This is a genomic window from Pseudomonas sp. SWI44 (assembly GCF_002947915.1).
GTDB lineage: Bacteria > Pseudomonadota > Gammaproteobacteria > Pseudomonadales > Pseudomonadaceae > Aquipseudomonas > Aquipseudomonas taiwanensis.
Genome location: NZ_CP026674.1, coordinates 540,880 through 557,954, shown reverse-complemented (window position 1 = coordinate 557,954; position 17,075 = coordinate 540,880). Strand labels below are relative to the sequence as shown.

Below are 17,075 nucleotides of genomic sequence, written 5' to 3'. Positions count from 1 at the left end.
GCTGTGGGAGCCTGCTTGCCGGCGATTGGCTGGTGCCGTCAACGCTGATGAACGTGCCCGAACAGCCCTTGGGCAACGCGCACGCGCTGCTCGGCATCTTCGGTTTCGCCATTCTTGGCCAGCGCTTCCAGGTGCGCCTCGATGGCGTGGGTGCGCTGGGTCAGGCCGCAGTCGTTGGCGATCTGGATGTTCAGGCCAGGGCGGGCGTTGAGTTCGAGAATCAACGGCCCCTTGTCCTGGTCCAGCACCATGTCTACGCCGATGTAGCCCAGGCCGCACAGTTCATAGCAACTGGCGGCCAGCTTCATGAAACCGTCCCAGTTCGGCAACTGCACGCCGTCTACCGCGTTGGTGGTATCGGGGTGCTTGCTGATGATCCGGTTCAGCCAGGTGCCGCGCAGGGTCATGCCGGTGGCCAGGTCCACGCCTACACCGATGGCGCCCTGGTGCAGGTTGGCCTTGCCGCCGGACTGGCGGGTCGGCAAGCGCAGCATGGCCATCACCGGGTAGCCCATCAACACGATGATGCGAATGTCCGGCACGCCTTCGTAGCTGATGCTTTTGAAGATCTGGTCCGGGGTCACCCGGTACTCGATCAGCGCGCGGTCGCGGTGGCCACCTAGCGAGTACAGGCCGGTCAGGATGCTGGAAATCTGGTGTTCGATTTCCTCATGGCTGATGATCTTGCCCGAGACCGTGCGGTAGTTGTCCTCGAAACGGTCGGCAATCACCAGGATGCCGTCACCGCCGGCGCCTTGCGCCGGCTTGATGACGAAATCGTTGCGCTCGCCGATGATCTGGTCGAGCTTCTCGATTTCTTTTTCGGTTTCGATGATGCCGTACATTTCCGGCACATGGATGCCGGCGGCCAAGGCACGTTCCTTGGTGATGATCTTGTCGTCGACGATCGGGTACAGGTGGCGCTTGTTGTACTTCAACACGTAGTCCGCGTTGCGCCGGTTGATACCCATGATGCCCCGGGCCTCCAGGGCTTTCCAGGTCTTGATCAGGCCGAACATCAGGCGTCAGCCTTCTTCAGGAAAGCCTTGAAGCGCACGAGCTCGGTCAGGCGGTAGCCGCGGTAGCGACCCATCGCCAGCATGAAGCCCACCAGGATCAGCAGTACCGCCGGGAAGGTGAAGACGAAGTACACCAACTCAGGCACGGTCATCAGCAGGTGCGCGAGCGAGGCCGCGAACAGAGTGCCGATGGCGACTTTCATGGCATGGCCGCCGCCACGCTCTTCCCAGGTGATCGACAGGCGCTCGATGGTCATGGTCAGGATCACCATCGGGAACAGGGCGACCGACAGGCCGCGTTCCAGGCCCAGCTTGTGGCTGAACAGGCTGATGGCGGCAATCAGCACCACCACGAAGGTCAGTACCACCGACAGGCGCGGCAGCATCTGCAGCTTGAGGTGTTCGAGGTACGAGCGCAGCGACAGGCCCAGGGCGGTAATCACCGTGAACAGGATGATACCGAAGCCCAGCTGGGTCTCCCGGAAGGCCAGGGCGATCAGCACTGGGGTGAAGGTGCCCAGGGTCTGGATGCCGATCAGGTTGCGCAGCACCAGGATCACCAGCACACCGATCGGAATCATCACCATGATCATGAAGGTCTGCTGGGTCTGCAGCGGCAGGCCGTAGAGCGAGTATTCGAGGAAGTCGGCGTCGGTGTTCTCGTCGGTCAGCTTGGCCAGGCGGATGGCGTTCATCTCGCTGTTGTTCATGCTGAAGGTGACGTTGGCTTTCTTGCCGCCATCGACGGTGATCAGGTTGTCATCGCCGGTCCACCACAGCAGACGGTCGCTGGGCAGGCCCTGCTCACCGGTGTCCGGATTGAAGTACAGCCAGTCGGTGCCGTTGAAGCTGCGCAGCCACAACTCAGGAGTTTGCGGGGTATCGGCGACCAGGCGGATGGTGTGTACCTTTTCGATCGGCACGTGGGCGATCGACAGCAGCAGGTCGATGACCTGGGCTTTCTTCATCGCCGAGGTGTCGCCGGCAAGCAGCAACTTGACGTTGTCGTCGTTGAGGTTGTTGACCCGTTTGATGGTCTCGCTGACGAAGGTCTCGACGTCGGCCGAGTGCTGGCGGATCGGCGCCATCAGGGCTTCGGCGGCGATCTTCTCAGGGCCCTCGACGGCCAGGCTGTCACGGAAGGTAGGGCCTTTTACCGTGGTTTTCTCTTTGCTATAGCGCTTGGTCAGCACCAGGCGGTAGTAGAGCGTCTGGTTGCCACTGGCGCGGCGGGCCGACCAGGTGACCTTGCGGTTGCCATCGGCCCGGTTGACGCTCACCCCATAGTTGTTGGAAATGAAGCTTTCATTGAGGCTGACGTAGTCGCGGTTCAGCGGCGGCACGAACATCTGGACCTTGACCGGGTCCTTGGCGCTGGCCACGAACTCGACCTTGGCGTCGATGTTCCAGAGGTCATCGGTTTCGTCCTCGGTCACCGGTATGCCGAGGAAGAAGATCTGATAAGCCGTGACCGCCACGCCCAGCAGCACCAGCACGGTGATCAGGACTTTCAAATGGAGGGTAAGAGAGCGCATCGGGATTACTCTGCTTTAGGAGCTTCGGTGGCACAGGCAGGTTTGCCGGCCGCGTATTTAAGGCTTGGGTCGACCAGTGCGTCGAAGTGCTTGAGCGCCTCGGAGCCGATCAGCAGCGGGAACTGGAAGGCGCTGCGGTCGGTGAGGTTGACTTCGATGGTGCGAAGGGTCTGGCCCATGCAGATTTCGAGTTCGATGACCGGGCGGGCCGTGTAGGCCTTGCCGGAGTCTGCATCATAGTCGCCGGCACGGCGCTTGATCTTGCTGACGCGGGCCAGGGGGCGCTCGATCGGGTGCGAGTGGGCGGCATCGATGGCCAGGTAGAAACGCACCCAGCTTTCGCCATTTCGCTTGAAGCGCTTGATGTCGCGCGCGCTCAAGGATGCGGTCTTGGCGCCGGTGTCGAGCTTGGCGGCCACTTCCAGGTCGAGGTCGCCCAGGCGGGCGTATTCGTTCAGACCATACACGGTCTTGCCTGCCGCCTGGCCAAGGGCCGGCAACAGGGTGAGGCATGACAGCAATAAAACGGGTGTAAGTCTCATAGTCCTGGCGCGGTGCTGTGCAGGGTTCGGTGTAAGGCGACTGGCAACTACGGCGCAAGCTTCCTCGTTCATCTGTCAACAACATGAATGGATGACAGACACGCAATCCATACTCCGTTGGAGGCGCGGCATTCTATCACGACGATGTCTTGACGCCAGCGCGTCGCAATCAGACAGCACTGGGCTTGGGTAAGTTCGTTCTTAGACGATTGTCGACAATATTCATTTTGTCTTTGACTGCTTGCGCCTGATTCGCTAGTTTCTGGCGAAGTGACTAGCAAGGTGTCAACAATATGCTGGACCTTTCCATCGACAGCCCGGCAGTGAGCGACGAAACGGAAACCTTGTCCGAGAACGTCTTCCGCCGTATCCAGGCCGCGATCGTCAAGGGCGAGATCGCCCCTGGCAGCAAGATCTCCGAGCCTGAACTGGCGCGTACCTATGGCATCAGCCGCGGTCCGCTGCGCGAGGCCATCCACCGTCTGGAAGGCCAGCGCCTGCTGGTGCGTGTGCCGCACGTGGGGGCGCGGGTGGTTTCGCTCAGTCATGCCGAACTGATCGAGCTTTACGAAATTCGCGAATCCCTGGAAGGCATGGCCTGTCGCCTGGCCGCCGAGCGCATGAGCCGGGCCGACATCGAAGAGCTGCGTCGGGTGCTCGACACCCACGAGCGTGACGCCGCGTTTCAGGCGGGGCAGGGCTATTACCAGCAGGAAGGCGACTACGACTTCCATTACCGGATCATCCAGGGCAGCGGCAACCAGACCCTGGTGAAGATGCTGTGCGGCGAGCTGTACCAACTGGTGCGCATGTACCGCATCCAGTTTTCCGCTACGCCCAACCGGCCGCGCCAGGCCTTCGCCGAGCACCACCGCATTCTCGACGCCATCGCCGACCGAGACGGCGAACTGGCCGAACTCCTGATGCGCCGTCACATCGGCGCGTCCAAACGCAACATCGAGCGTCACTACCTGGACGCCAACAACAACAGCCCACGAGGTGAGTCATGACTGTGAAGAGCACCCCCGGTCAGCGTTTTCGCGACGCCGTTGCCGCCGAACATCCGCTGCAGGTGGTCGGGACCATCAACGCCAACCATGCCCTGCTGGCCAAGCGTGCCGGTTTCAAGGCCATCTACCTGTCTGGTGGCGGTGTTGCTGCAGGTTCTCTGGGCCTGCCGGACCTGGGCATCACCGGGCTGGATGACGTGTTGACCGATGTGCGGCGTATCACCGACGTCTGCGATCTGCCGCTGCTGGTGGATGTCGACACCGGCTTTGGCGCTTCAGCCTTCAACGTGGCGCGTACCGTGCGCTCGATGATCAAGTTCGGCGCCGCGGCCATTCATATCGAAGACCAAGTGGGCGCCAAGCGTTGCGGGCACCGTCCGAACAAAGAGATTGTCAGCCAGCAGGAGATGGTCGACCGCATCAAGGCTGCGGTGGACGCCCGCACCGATGACAGCTTCGTGATCATGGCACGTACCGACGCCCTGGCCGTTGAAGGCCTGAACGCTGCGCTGGAGCGCGCCGAGGCCTGCATCGAGGCGGGCGCCGACATGATTTTCCCGGAAGCCATCACCGAGCTGTCGATGTACAAGACCTTCGCCGATCGAGTGAAGGCGCCGATTCTGGCCAACATCACCGAATTCGGCGCCACGCCGCTTTACACCACCGAAGAGCTGGCCTCGGTCGACGTGTCGCTGGTGCTGTACCCGCTGTCGGCGTTCCGTGCCATGAACAAGGCCGCCGAGAACGTTTACACCGCGTTGCGCCGTGACGGGACCCAGAAGAACGTGATCGACACCATGCAAACCCGCATGGAGCTCTACGATGCCATTGGTTACCACGCCTTCGAGCAGAGCCTCGATGCATTGTTCGCCCAGAAGAAAGGTTGAGCCTGTGCCCGCGCCGAACCGGTAGGCGCGACGGGGCAGCAGAGTGACCTGAGAAATTAGCCAGACCGCTTCAATAACAATTTCAAGAAAGGAGAAAAACCATGGCCGAAGCAAAAGTACTCAGTGGCGCAGGCCTGCGTGGCCAGGTAGCCGGCCAGACTGCATTGTCGACAGTTGGCCAGGCCGGTGCCGGGCTGACCTACCGCGGTTACGACGTCCGTGACCTGGCCGCCGGCGCCGAGTTCGAGGAAGTCGCCTACCTGCTGCTGTACGGCGAGCTGCCGAGCAAGGCTGAACTGGCCGACTACAAGCGCAAGCTCAAGGGCCTGCGCGAACTGCCGCAAGCGCTGAAGGAAGTCCTGGAGCGCATCCCGCGTGATGCCCACCCCATGGACGTGATGCGCACCGGTTGCTCGGTGCTCGGCACCCTGGAGCCCGAACTGACCTTCGAGGCCCAGCGCGAGAAGACCGACCGCCTGTTGGCGGTGTTCCCCGCGATCATGTGCTACTGGTACCGCTTCACCCATCACGGTGTGCGTATCGACTGCACCAGCGACGAAGACACCTTGGGGGGGCACTTCCTGCACCTGCTACACGGCAAGAAGCCAAGCGAGCTGCACGTCAAGGTCATGAACGTCTCGCTGATTCTCTACGCCGAGCACGAGTTCAATGCCTCGACGTTCACCGCTCGAGTTTGCGCCTCGACCCTGTCGGACCTGTATTCGTGCATCACCGCGGCCATCGGTTCGTTGCGCGGCCCGCTGCATGGCGGCGCCAACGAGGCGGCGATGGAGCTGATCGAGCGCTTCCAGAGCCCGCAGGAAGCCGTGACCGAGCTGCTCGCCATGCTCGAGCGCAAAGACAAGATCATGGGCTTCGGCCATGCCATCTATAAAGAGTCCGATCCACGCAACGAGGTGATCAAGGGCTGGTCGAAGCAGTTGGCCGACGAGGTGGGCGACACAGTGCTGTACCCGGTTTCCGAGGCCATCGACAAGACCATGTGGGAGCAGAAGCGCCTGTTCCCCAACGCCGACTTCTACCATGCCTCGGCGTATCACTTCATGGGTATCCCGACCAAGCTGTTCACCCCGATTTTCGTCTGCTCGCGCCTGACTGGCTGGGCGGCGCATGTCTTCGAGCAGCGTGCCAACAACCGCATCATCCGTCCGAGCGCCGAGTATGTCGGCGTCGAGCAGCGCCAGTTCGTGCCGATCGACCAGCGCTGATCGTGGAAGACGCCGGGGGCGCACTGCGCCTCTGGAGGTCCACGCCGCACCTGCCCCGAACACCGTGACCGAGCCTGATAACGATATGAACACTGCATTTCGCAAGCACCTGCCAGGCACCGACCTGGACTACTTCGATGCCCGCGCGGCGGTCGAGGCGATCAAGCCCGGCGCCTACGATGGCCTGCCTTACACATCCCGCGTTCTCGCCGAAAACCTGGTGCGCCGCTGCGACCCGGCCACCCTCGACGCTTCGCTGGGGCAGTTGATCGAGCGCAAGCGCGACCTCGACTTTCCCTGGTTCCCGGCCCGTGTCGTGTGCCACGACATCCTCGGCCAGACCGCGTTGGTCGACCTGGCCGGGTTGCGCGATGCCATCGCCGACAAAGGCGGTGATCCGGCACAGGTCAACCCGGTAGTGCCGGTGCAGTTGATCGTCGACCACTCCCTGGCCGTCGAGTGCGGTGGTTTCGACCCGCAGGCGTTCGAGAAGAACCGCGCCATCGAAGACCGCCGCAACGAAGACCGCTTCCACTTCATCAACTGGACCAAGAAGGCGTTCAAGAACGTCGATGTGATCCAGCCGGGCAACGGCATCATGCACCAGATCAACCTGGAGAAGATGTCGCCGGTCATCCACAACGACCGTGGCGTGGCCTACCCGGACACCTGTGTCGGTACCGACAGCCACACACCTCATGTCGATGCCCTGGGTGTGATCGCCATCGGTGTGGGTGGCCTTGAGGCCGAGAACGTCATGCTTGGCCGCGCCTCCTGGATGCGCCTGCCGGAGATTGTCGGTGTCGAGCTGAGCGGCAAGTTGGCGCCGAACATCACCGCCACCGACCTGGTCCTGGCCTTGACCGAATTCTTGCGCAAGCAGAAGGTGGTGGGTGCTTACCTCGAGTTCTACGGTGAAGGTGCCCGCGCCCTGACCCTGGGCGACCGTGCCACCATCTCCAACATGGCCCCGGAGTACGGCGCTACTGCCGCGATGTTCGCCATCGACCAGCAGACCATCGACTACCTCAAACTGACCGGTCGCGAAGAACAGCAGGTCAAGCTGGTGGAGACCTATGCCAAGGCGACCGGCCTGTGGGCCGACGCACTGGCCAAGGCCGAGTACGAGCGCGTGCTGCGCTTCGATCTGTCGAGTGTCGTGCGCAACATGGCAGGGCCGTCCAACCCGCATGCCCGCGTGGCCACCAGCGACCTGGCGGCCAAGGGTATCGCCGGAGCCTGGGAGGAAGTCCCGGGCCAGATGCCGGACGGCGCGGTGATCATTGCCGCCATCACCAGTTGCACCAACACCAGCAACCCGCGCAACGTGATCGCCGCAGGCCTCTTGGCGCGCAACGCCAACAAACTCGGCCTGATGCGTAAACCCTGGGTCAAGTCGTCGCTTGCCCCGGGCTCCAAAGCTGTTCAGCTGTACCTGGAAGAAGCGGGTCTGGAGAAGGAACTGGAACAACTGGGCTTTGGTATCGTCGCCTTTGCCTGCACCACCTGCAACGGCATGTCCGGCGCGCTGGACCCTGTGATCCAGCAAGAGATCATCGACCGCGACCTGTACGCCACCGCCGTGCTGTCGGGCAACCGTAACTTCGACGGGCGGATCCACCCCTACGCCAAGCAGGCTTTCCTGGCCTCGCCGCCTTTGGTGGTGGCCTATGCCATCGCCGGCACCATCCGCTTCGACATCGAGAAAGATGTGCTGGGTGTGGTCGACGGCAAGGAGATTCGCCTCAAGGACATCTGGCCGAGCGATGAAGAGATCGACGCGGTGGTGCGTGCGGCGGTCAAGCCGGAGCAGTTCCGCAAGGTCTACATTCCGATGTTCGCCATCGAGGAAGACCGTGGGCCGAAGGTGGCACCGCTGTACGAATGGCGCCCGATGAGTACCTACATTCGTCGTCCACCCTACTGGGAAGGCGCCCTGGCGGGTGAGCGCACCTTGCGTGGCATGCGCCCACTGGCGGTGCTGCCGGACAACATTACCACCGACCATCTTTCGCCCTCCAACGCCATCCTGCTCGACAGCGCGGCGGGCGAGTACCTGGCGAAGATGGGCCTGCCGGAGGAGGACTTCAACTCCTACGCCACCCATCGTGGCGACCACCTCACCGCGCAACGTGCCACCTTTGCCAACCCCAAGCTGTTCAACGAGATGGTGCGCAAGGAAGACGGCAGTGTCAGGCAGGGATCGCTGGCGCGCATCGAGCCGGAAGGCAAGGTCACCCGGATGTGGGAGGCGATCGAGACCTACATGGAGCGTAAACAGCCGCTGATCATCGTTGCCGGGGCCGACTATGGCCAAGGTTCATCTCGCGACTGGGCGGCCAAGGGCGTACGCCTGGCGGGTGTCGAGGCCATTGTCGCCGAAGGTTTCGAGCGCATTCACCGGACCAACCTGGTGGGCATGGGCGTGTTGCCGCTTGAATTCAAGGCAGGCACCGATCGCAAGACCCTGGCGCTGGACGGCAGTGAGACCTATGACGTGCTGGGCGAGCGCAAGCCGCGTGCAACCCTGACGCTGGTGGTGACGCGCAAGAATGGCGAGCGCGTCGAGGTGCCGGTGACTTGCCGCTTGGATACCGCCGAGGAGGTATCGATCTACGAGGCCGGCGGGGTGCTGCAGCGCTTTGCCCAGGACTTCCTCGAAGCGACCGCCTAATCAGGAGCAGCGCGGTCCCTTGTGGGCGCGGGCAAGCCCCGCGCCCACAAGGGCTGTGCGAGACAGGAATTGAACATGGCCCATGTACCGCAAGTGAAGATCCCCGCCACCTACATCCGTGGTGGCACCAGCAAAGGCGTGTTCTTCCGCCTGCAAGACCTGCCCGAGCAAGCCCAGATTCCCGGCCCGGCCCGCGACGCATTGTTGCTGCGGGTCATTGGCAGCCCCGATCCTTACGGCAAGCAGATCGACGGCATGGGGGGCGCGACCTCCAGCACCAGCAAGACCGTCATTCTTTCGCCCAGCATCAAGCCGGAGCACGATGTCGATTACCTGTTCGGCCAGGTGTCGATCGACAAGGCCTTCGTTGACTGGAGCGGCAACTGCGGCAACCTGTCCGCGGCCGTTGGTGCGTTCGCCATCAGCAGCGGCCTGGTCGACCCAGCGCGCATCCCGCGCAACGGCATCGCCACCGTGCGTATCTGGCAGGCGAATATCGGCAAGACCATCATCGCCCATGTACCGATCACCGAAGGTGAAGTGCAGGAAACCGGTGATTTCGAGTTGGATGGCGTAACATTCCCGGCGGCCGAGGTGCAGCTGGAGTTCCTCGATCCGGCAGCTGACGAGGATGGCGACGGTGGTGCGATGTTCCCCACTGGCAACCTGGTGGACGACCTGGAGGTGCCGGATGTCGGTACCTTCAAGGCGACGCTGATCAATGCCGGTATCCCGACCATTTTCGTCAACGCGGCCGATATCGGTTATACCGGCACCGAACTGCAGGATGCCATCAACGGTGACCCGCAGGCCTTGCTGCGCTTCGAGACCATTCGCGCCCATGGCGCAGTGCGCATGGGGTTGATCGACAACGTCGATCAGGCTGCCGGGCGTCAGCACACGCCGAAAGTCGCCTTCGTCGCGCCACCAACCACCTACACTGCGTCCAGTGGCAAGACGGTCGCGGCCGGCGATGTCGACCTGCTGGTGCGTGCGTTGTCGATGGGCAAGCTGCACCATGCGATGATGGGTACTGCAGCCGTGGCAATCGGCACCGCTGCCGCCATTCCGGGCACCTTGGTCAACCTCGCCGCAGGCGGGGGCGAACGCAGTGCCGTGCGTTTCGGTCATCCCTCGGGCACATTGCGCGTCGGGGCCGAGGCGCGACAGGTGGGCGGCGAGTGGACGGTGACCAAGGCAATCATGAGCCGTAGTGCTCGCGTGCTGATGGAAGGCTGGGTGAGGGTGCCTGGCGATAGTTTCTGACGCACCACCGGCGCTTGGCTTTGAATGAGTAGGGCCGCCCTGCGGCCCCGAATTCACAGGAGCTGCAAATGAGCGCCAACGTGGATCTGAACGAGCGCCCCGATTATGACGGCGTGCTGCAAACCCTCGCCGACTATGTCCTGACCTACCGGGTCGATTCACCCGAGGCCCTGGATACCGCGCGCAACTGCCTGATGGACACGCTGGGTTGCGGCTTGCTTGCCTTGCGCTTCCCTGAATGCACCAAGCACCTCGGCCCGCTGGTCGAGGGCACCGTGGTACCCAATGGCGCGCGCGTGCCCGGCACCAGCTATCGCCTTGACCCGGTGAAGGCCGCCTGGGACATCGGCTGTACCATCCGCTGGCTGGACTACAACGACACTTGGCTGGCCGCCGAATGGGCGCATCCCTCTGACAACCTCGGCGGTATTCTGGCAGTCGCCGATCATCTGTCGCAAAAGCGCGTGGCCACGGGCGAGCGACCGTTGTTGATGCGTGATGTGCTCGAAGCCATGGTCATGGCCCATGAGATCCAGGGTGTACTGGCGCTGGAAAACGCCTTCAACCGCGTTGGCCTCGATCACGTGATTCTGGTCAAGGTGGCTTCTACAGCTGTGTGCGCCAGGCTGATGGGGGCCAACCGCGAGCAGATGCTGAGTGCGTTGTCCCATGCTTTCGTCGATGGTCAGGCACTGCGCACCTACCGTCATGCACCCAACGCCGGTTCGCGCAAGTCTTGGGCTGCCGGGGATGCGTCCAGTCGGGGCGTGCGCCTGGCCGATATCGCCTTGCGCGGCGAGATGGGTGTACCAGGGGTGCTCACTGCGCCGCAGTGGGGGTTCTACGACGTGCTGTTCAGCCATACCAACAAGGACCTGGCGCTCAAGCCTGCCGGCCAGCAGGCGTTGCGCGTGCCTCAGGCATTGGGCAGCTACGTGATGGAAAATGTGCTGTTCAAGGTCAGTTTCCCCGCCGAGTTCCACGCCCAGACCGCCTGTGAGGCAGCCGTGATCCTGCATCCCCTCGTGCGTAACCGCCTGCACGAAGTCGACCGAATCGTCATCACTACCCAGGAGTCGGCGATCCGTATCATCTCCAAGAGCGGGCCGCTGGCCAATGCCGCCGACCGCGACCACTGTTTGCAGTACATGGTGGCGGTGCCGCTGATCTTCGGCCATCTGGTGGCCGAGCATTACGAGGATGCTTTCCACGCCAACCACCCGAGCATCGACCGCTTGCGCGAAAAAATGGAGGTAGTGGAAGACCCTCGCTTCAGCCGCGAATACCTGGAAGCGGACAAGCGCTCGATCGCCAACGCCGTGCAGGTGTTCTTCAAGGATGGCACCAGTACCGAACAGGTAGTGGTGGAATACCCGATCGGGCATCGGCGGCGGCGCGGGGAGGGCATTGCGTTGCTGGAGGCCAAGTTCAGGGAGAACCTGGCGACGCGTTTTGCGCGGCAGCGGTGTGGTGAGATTCTTCAGGTGTGCAAGGACCAGCAGCAGCTGGAACAGATGGCGGTGCATCGGTTTGTCGATTTGTTCGTGATCTGAGGTTGCTCGTCGTCCTGCACAACCCTCGAAAACTGTGCGGTCCCTGTAGGAGCGGCTTCAGCCGCGAAGAGGTCGGCACAGGTTGAAACAAGAAAGCCCCGGTATTTCTACCGGGGCTTTTTTTTTACATCTTACAACTCAGCTTATGCCTGGACCACTGGGATCTTGGCGTTGGCTGCCGCTTCGCGGAACTCGGCGATCTGGTCGAAGCTCAGGTAGCGGTAGACGTCGGCAGCCATGCTGTCGATGTCTTTGGCGTACTGCATGTACTCTTCGACGGTCGGCAGCTTGCCGATGATCGAAGCGACAGCAGCCAGCTCGGCCGATGCCAGGTACACGTTGGTGGCGTCGCCCAGACGGTTCGGGAAGTTACGGGTCGAGGTGGAGACCACGGTCGAACCGGTCTGCACACGTGCCTGGTTACCCATGCACAGCGAGCAGCCTGGCATTTCCATGCGCGCGCCAGCCTTGCCGTAAATGCCGTAGTAGCCTTCTTCGGTCAGCTGGTGAGCATCCATCTTGGTTGGCGGAGCCAGCCAGAGGCGGGTCGGGATGCCGCCCTTGACTTTGTCCAGCAGCTTGCCGGCAGCGCGGAAGTGACCGATGTTGGTCATGCACGAACCGATGAACACTTCGTCGATCTTCTCGCCTTGTACCGAGGACAGCAGGCGGGCATCGTCCGGGTCGTTCGGCGCGCAGAGCACAGGCTCCTTGACTTCGGCCAGGTCGATTTCGATGATTTCGGCGTATTCGGCATCGGCGTCGGCCGACAGCAGCTCAGGCTTGGCCAGCCAGGCTTCCATCGCCTGGGCACGGCGCTCCAGGGTACGGGCGTCGCCGTAGCCTTCGCCGATCATCCAGCGCAGCAGGGTGATGTTGGACTGCAGGTACTCGGCGATGGCCTTCTCTGGCAGCTTGATGGTGCAACCTGCGGCAGAACGCTCGGCCGAGGCGTCGGACAGCTCGAAAGCTTGCTCGACGGTGAGGTCGTTCAGGCCTTCGATCTCGAGGATGCGGCCAGAGAAGATGTTCTTCTTGCCCTTCTTCTCGACGGTCAGCAGACCCTTCTGGATGGCGTAGTAAGGGATGGCGTGAACCAGGTCACGCAGGGTGATGCCCGGTTGCAGTTTGCCCTTGAAGCGCACCAGTACCGACTCAGGCATGTCCAGCGGCATGACGCCGGTAGCAGCAGCGAAGGCTACCAGGCCGGAACCGGCCGGGAACGAGATGCCGATCGGGAAGCGGGTGTGCGAGTCACCACCGGTACCGACGGTGTCCGGCATCAGCATGCGGTTCAGCCAGCTGTGGATGATGCCGTCGCCTGGGCGCAGCGACACGCCGCCACGGGTACGGATGAAGTCTGGCAGGGTGTGATGGGTGGTGACGTCGATCGGCTTCGGATAGGCCGCGGTGTGGCAGAAGGACTGCATGACCAGGTCGGCGGAGAAGCCCAAGCATGCCAGGTCTTTCAGCTCGTCACGGGTCATCGGGCCAGTGGTGTCCTGGGAGCCGACGGTGGTCATCTTCGGTTCGCAGTAGGCACCTGGGCGTACGCCTTGGCCTTCTGGCAGACCGCAAGCGCGGCCGACCATTTTCTGGGCCAGGGTGAAGCCCTTGCCGGAATCGGCAGGCTGTTCTGGCTTCTTGAACAGGTCCGAAGCACCCAGGCCCAGTTCGGCACGGGCTTTCTCGGTCAGGCCACGGCCGACGATCAGCGGAATACGGCCACCGGCACGAACTTCGTCGAGCAGCACTTCGGTTTTCAGTTCGAAGGTGGTGACCAGCTCGTCGCTACCGTGACGGCGTACTTCACCCTTGAACGGGTAAACGTCGATGACGTCGCCCATGGCCAGGTTGGTGCAGTCGAACTCGATCGGCAGGGCGCCGGCGTCTTCCATGGTGTTGTAGAAGATCGGGGCGATCTTGGTGCCGAAGCAGAAGCCACCTGCGCGCTTGTTCGGCACGTAAGGGATGTCGTCGCCGAAGAACCACAGCACCGAGTTGGTGGCGGACTTACGCGAAGAACCGGTACCGACCACGTCACCGACGTAGGCAACTGGGTAGCCCTTGGCCTTGACCGCTTCGATCTGGGCCAGCGGGCCGACCGAACCAGGCTGCTTCGGCTCGATGCCGTCACGGGCCATTTTCAGCATGGCCAGGGCGTGCAGCGGGATGTCAGGGCGAGACCAGGCGTCTGGAGCAGGGGACAGGTCGTCGGTGTTGGTTTCGCCAGGCACCTTGAACACGGTCAGGGTGTACTTCTCGGCGATGGCCGGGCGGGAGGTGAACCACTCGCCGGCAGCCCAGGATTCCAGGACGGCCTTGGCGTGAACATTGCCGGCCTTGGCCTTTTCGGCCACGTCGTGGAAGGCATCGAACATCAGCAGGGTGTGCTTGAGCTGTTCGGCCGCGACGGCGCCCAGCTCGGCGTCATCCAGCAGCGTGACCAGCGTTTCGATGTTGTAGCCGCCCTGCATGGTGCCCAGCAGCTCGGTGGCGTGCTTGCGGTCGATCAGTGGGGACTTGGCTTCACCCTTGGCGACAGCGGAGAGGAAAGCGGCCTTGACGTAGGCAGCTTCGTCGACTCCTGGCGGAACGCGGTGGGTGATCAGGTCTACGAGGAAGGCTTCTTCGCCGGCCGGCGGGTTTTTCAGCAGCTCGACCAGGCCTGCAGTTTGTTCGGCGTTCAGCGGCTGGGGGACGATACCCAGGGCGGCACGCTCTTCGATGTGTTTGCGGTAGGCTTCAAGCACAGTTATTACCCTCATCAGTGGTCCCTAAAGGGAGTCCGGGACGCTCATCCAGCATTCCCTGCACCCATGCGCGGAGCACGGCTTTTTGAGCCGTCCAGCCAGAGTCGCAGAGAATCCTTACAGAAGCTGCTTTCAAAGTTTTACGCCTGTAGAACGGAAGGCTGATGAGGGCTGGCTCGGGCATGTGGGTACATGGCCCGGGCCAACGCCGTTCTACCGGATGAACTGTGCTCGTGACGCTTTGAAAACAGCTTCCAACGGACATTGTTGCCTTGAAAAGGCGGGATGATTCTACGGCAAAAAAAGCCTGAAGGTAAGGCGGCGAATGTGACTTTAACGAGTGACCCTGGTTAGACAAAGGGCTAACATGGGCCAGTGTTCCATCGCCAAGCCGTTGTTTTTCCATGTCCAATCACGCCATCAAGACCCCTTGCGTCGGCCTGTGCTCCACGGTTTACGGAGACACGGTGTGCCGTGGCTGCAAGCGTTTCCACCATGAGGTGATCCACTGGAACGGCTACGACGACGAGCAGAAGCGCGCGGTCTGGATGCGTCTGGAGCAACTGCTGGCGCAGGTGATGATGGCCAAGCTGGAGGTGTTCGACAAACACCTGCTGCGCCAGCAACTGGTGCAGCGTTCGATTCGCTTCGTCGAACAGCAGTCGGAATATTGCTGGGCGTATCAGCTGATCGCGCGTGGGGCGCGGATGATTCGTGACGTCGAGGCCTACGGGATGGTGTTGCTGCCGGAGTTTCGCGACTGGGAACTGCCGCAGTTGCGCGATGCCATCGACCGGGAGTTCTTTCTGCTTTCCGAGGCGCATTACCAGCGGTACATCGCCCCAGGTTTCCTGCGTGATGCGCTAGAGGGCGGACAGGGCTGAAGCCGTGCAGTGAAGCTGCCTGATACATCGCCAGCAAGCCAGTTCCTACGAGGGGGCGCGTTTGTCCCGCAGGAGCTGGCTTGCCAGCGAAGGGGACGCCAGGTCAGTCCCCGGTATATTCGCAACCGCTGGTGCAGGTTTCGTGGATGCGTACCTTGGACAGCTCTGGCAGCAGCGGCTTGACCTGGTCCCAGATCCACTTTGCGATCACTTCGCTGGTCGGATTTTCCAGGCCTGGAATATCGTTCAGGTAGTTATGATCCAGTTGCTCGTAGATCGGCTTGAAGACCGCCTTGATCTCGGCGAAATCCCGGATCCAGCCGGTGTGCGGGTCGAGTGGGCCGGTCAGGTGCAGGCCGACCTTGAACGAGTGACCATGCAGGCGCCCGCACTTGTGCCCGGCAGGAACGTGGGGCAGGCGGTGGGCCGATTCGAACGTAAACTCTTTGAAGATTTCCACGACTGTCATAACTCTGTGTGAATCGATAATGCGCGCAGTCTACCAGCATGGCCGCTACAAGGCTTGCAGCTGTTCATGCAGCCGCCCGGTGGCAATCAGCTCCAGCAGTTCGTCGCCCAGGCGCTGGCTTTCGGCGATGGCCTTGTACCAGTAGCGCTTGCGGCTTGGCGCATCGCCCATGAAGCGCTTGAAGTCGTTACGGTCCGGCAGCTTGCCGTAGGGCAGCGCTGCCAGGTACTGCGGCGAGGGTGTCATCAGCAGTACGTTTTGCAGGCGCGTGCGGTCGCCCTTGCGCCAGGGCAGGACCTTGTCGAACCAGCCGGGCACCACCTTGTCGGTGAAATGGGGGTAAAGCACCAGGTCGTCGCCGCGGTAGGGCAGGTCCAGATGGTAGTCGAGCAGGCCGCCGTCGCGGTAGGTGCCGGTTCCGGCGCCGGGGATGTCGCGTACACCCTCCATGACCATCGGGATCGAGCCCGAGGCCAGCAGCGCATGGCGCAGGTTGCCCAGGTCGAGCGGCAGGCAGCGTGATGGGAAGTCGGTGAGCGCATCGAGCGGGGGTGTGGCGCGGCCATCATGGAGGATCACCCGCTCGAAGTGTCGACCCAGTCGCGAACGCCCGAGCAGATTGTCAGCGATGACCGACGACAGCCCCATCCCCAATCGACCACGGTGGTCATAAGCGAGCTGGCCGTGGCTTTTGACCACCAGGATATTCAGACGGTAATGCGGGTTGGCGAGAATCTGGCCATCACGCCCCTGCAGCAGGTCATCGAGCATGCGCTGGCAACTGCGGCTGATCTGGGCCGGGGTGACGCCCTTGGCGAAGTCCTGTTCGGTGTACAGCTCGCCCAGCAGGCGCAGGCCCGCGACCGGGTCGTCCAGGCAGGCACTGGCGAAGCGCCACGAGCCGATCGACGCACCGATCAGCGACCGCTGGCGCGGCGCCGAGGGCAGCCACTGGCCGAACAATGCCAGGTCCAGCCCCTGGATACCCAGAGGTTTCGGGCCACCCGCGGCGCCGGGCAGCACGCCGACATCGGCCGCCTGCAAGCCACGTTCGCGGATCTGCCGCAGGGCACGGGTGCCGGCCTTGAAGGTCAGGGCGGGGTACTTGATGTGGATGGCGCTCATTGAGGTTCTCGCTGGCAACAAGCGGGTCATTATAGAACCATCGCTCGCAGGTCCGGCGCTTTCCCACACCGGCTCTGCATCCGCGGGGCGCAAGGGGAAACATGCGCTATCATGGCGCCAGCTGTTTTC

At 62.6% G+C, this 17,075-nt stretch carries 13 protein-coding genes; 7 read left to right on the top strand and 6 right to left on the bottom strand.

Features of this window, described 5'->3' with window-relative positions; all coding sequences use genetic code 11:
* Positions 1-38: 38 nt before the first annotated feature.
* The 3 genes from C4Q26_RS02710 to C4Q26_RS02700 are packed head-to-tail and all read right to left on the bottom strand — an operon-like array spanning position 39 to position 3,096.
* Positions 39-1,019: an alpha-L-glutamate ligase-like protein gene (locus C4Q26_RS02710; protein ID WP_023379675.1), complete on the bottom strand. Its 981-nt coding sequence runs from the start codon at positions 1,017-1,019 to the stop codon at positions 39-41.
* Positions 1,019-2,554: an inactive transglutaminase family protein gene (locus tag C4Q26_RS02705; RefSeq protein ID WP_023379676.1), complete on the bottom strand. Its 1,536-nt coding sequence runs from the start codon at positions 2,552-2,554 to the stop codon at positions 1,019-1,021. The genes C4Q26_RS02710 and C4Q26_RS02705 overlap by 1 nt, the downstream gene beginning before the upstream one ends.
* A 5-nt stretch (positions 2,555-2,559) precedes the next feature.
* Positions 2,560-3,096 (bottom strand): ATP-dependent zinc protease, encoded by a 537-nt coding sequence (locus C4Q26_RS02700; protein WP_027907724.1) that lies wholly within the window; start codon positions 3,094-3,096, stop codon positions 2,560-2,562.
* 293 nt (positions 3,097-3,389) lie between these two features.
* On the opposite strand from C4Q26_RS02700, the gene C4Q26_RS02695 reads away from it, so the two are divergent.
* The 6 genes from C4Q26_RS02695 (at position 3,390) to prpD (ending at position 11,715) form a co-directional block, all read left to right on the top strand.
* Positions 3,390-4,106, top strand: coding sequence for a GntR family transcriptional regulator (locus C4Q26_RS02695; protein ID WP_023379680.1), 717 nt, complete (start codon positions 3,390-3,392; stop codon positions 4,104-4,106).
* Positions 4,103-4,993 carry a methylisocitrate lyase gene (gene prpB / locus C4Q26_RS02690; protein ID WP_023379682.1) on the top strand — a complete coding sequence of 297 codons (891 nt, stop codon included), beginning with the start codon at positions 4,103-4,105 and terminating at the stop codon, positions 4,991-4,993. Before C4Q26_RS02695 ends, prpB begins: the two co-directional genes overlap by 4 nt.
* Before the next feature lie 101 nt (positions 4,994-5,094).
* Positions 5,095-6,222 carry a 2-methylcitrate synthase gene (prpC, locus tag C4Q26_RS02685; protein WP_023379683.1) on the top strand — a complete coding sequence of 376 codons (1,128 nt, stop codon included), beginning with the start codon at positions 5,095-5,097 and terminating at the stop codon, positions 6,220-6,222.
* 85 nt (positions 6,223-6,307) lie between these two features.
* Positions 6,308-8,896 carry a Fe/S-dependent 2-methylisocitrate dehydratase AcnD gene (gene acnD / locus C4Q26_RS02680; RefSeq protein ID WP_104881972.1) on the top strand — a complete coding sequence of 863 codons (2,589 nt, stop codon included), beginning with the start codon at positions 6,308-6,310 and terminating at the stop codon, positions 8,894-8,896.
* A 75-nt stretch (positions 8,897-8,971) separates the two neighbouring features.
* Complete coding sequence (gene prpF, locus C4Q26_RS02675) at positions 8,972-10,162, top strand: 2-methylaconitate cis-trans isomerase PrpF (protein WP_104882689.1); 1,191 nt, start codon at positions 8,972-8,974, stop codon at positions 10,160-10,162.
* A gap of 68 nt (positions 10,163-10,230) precedes the next feature.
* On the top strand, positions 10,231-11,715 hold the full coding sequence (prpD, locus tag C4Q26_RS02670; RefSeq protein WP_023379689.1) for a 2-methylcitrate dehydratase: 1,485 nt from the start codon (positions 10,231-10,233) through the stop codon (positions 11,713-11,715).
* 143 nt (positions 11,716-11,858) lie between these two features.
* Here the strand turns inward: prpD and acnB are convergent, their stop codons facing one another.
* On the bottom strand, positions 11,859-14,468 hold the full coding sequence (gene acnB / locus C4Q26_RS02665) for a bifunctional aconitate hydratase 2/2-methylisocitrate dehydratase (protein WP_023379691.1): 2,610 nt from the start codon (positions 14,466-14,468) through the stop codon (positions 11,859-11,861).
* Positions 14,469-14,872: 404 nt separating this feature from the next.
* Between acnB and C4Q26_RS02660 the strand changes: the two genes are divergently transcribed.
* Positions 14,873-15,352 (top strand): DUF1289 domain-containing protein, encoded by a 480-nt coding sequence (locus C4Q26_RS02660; protein ID WP_023379692.1) that lies wholly within the window; start codon positions 14,873-14,875, stop codon positions 15,350-15,352.
* A gap of 103 nt (positions 15,353-15,455) precedes the next feature.
* On the opposite strand, the gene queD is transcribed toward C4Q26_RS02660, so the two are convergent.
* Positions 15,456-15,812, bottom strand: coding sequence for a 6-carboxytetrahydropterin synthase QueD (gene queD, locus C4Q26_RS02655; RefSeq protein ID WP_015269720.1), 357 nt, complete (start codon positions 15,810-15,812; stop codon positions 15,456-15,458).
* Between the two features lie 54 nt (positions 15,813-15,866).
* The gene (locus C4Q26_RS02650; RefSeq protein ID WP_023379694.1) at positions 15,867-16,946 is read right to left on the bottom strand and encodes a patatin-like phospholipase family protein; all 1,080 of its coding nucleotides are present in this window, start codon (positions 16,944-16,946) and stop codon (positions 15,867-15,869) included.
* Between the last annotated feature and the right edge of the window lie 129 nt (positions 16,947-17,075).

Coding starts and splice junctions, on each gene's coding strand:
- C4Q26_RS02705 (WP_023379676.1), bottom strand. CDS start 2,554: ATGCGCTCTCTTACCCTCCATTTGAAAGTCCTGATCACCGTGCTGGTG.
- prpC (WP_023379683.1), top strand. CDS start 5,095: ATGGCCGAAGCAAAAGTACTCAGTGGCGCAGGCCTGCGTGGCCAGGTA.
- C4Q26_RS02695 (WP_023379680.1), top strand. CDS start 3,390: ATGCTGGACCTTTCCATCGACAGCCCGGCAGTGAGCGACGAAACGGAA.
- C4Q26_RS02710 (WP_023379675.1), bottom strand. CDS start 1,019: ATGTTCGGCCTGATCAAGACCTGGAAAGCCCTGGAGGCCCGGGGCATC.
- acnD (WP_104881972.1), top strand. CDS start 6,308: ATGAACACTGCATTTCGCAAGCACCTGCCAGGCACCGACCTGGACTAC.
- prpB (WP_023379682.1), top strand. CDS start 4,103: ATGACTGTGAAGAGCACCCCCGGTCAGCGTTTTCGCGACGCCGTTGCC.
- C4Q26_RS02650 (WP_023379694.1), bottom strand. CDS start 16,946: ATGAGCGCCATCCACATCAAGTACCCCGCCCTGACCTTCAAGGCCGGC.
- prpF (WP_104882689.1), top strand. CDS start 8,972: ATGGCCCATGTACCGCAAGTGAAGATCCCCGCCACCTACATCCGTGGT.
- C4Q26_RS02660 (WP_023379692.1), top strand. CDS start 14,873: ATGTCCAATCACGCCATCAAGACCCCTTGCGTCGGCCTGTGCTCCACG.
- prpD (WP_023379689.1), top strand. CDS start 10,231: ATGAGCGCCAACGTGGATCTGAACGAGCGCCCCGATTATGACGGCGTG.
- C4Q26_RS02700 (WP_027907724.1), bottom strand. CDS start 3,096: ATGAGACTTACACCCGTTTTATTGCTGTCATGCCTCACCCTGTTGCCG.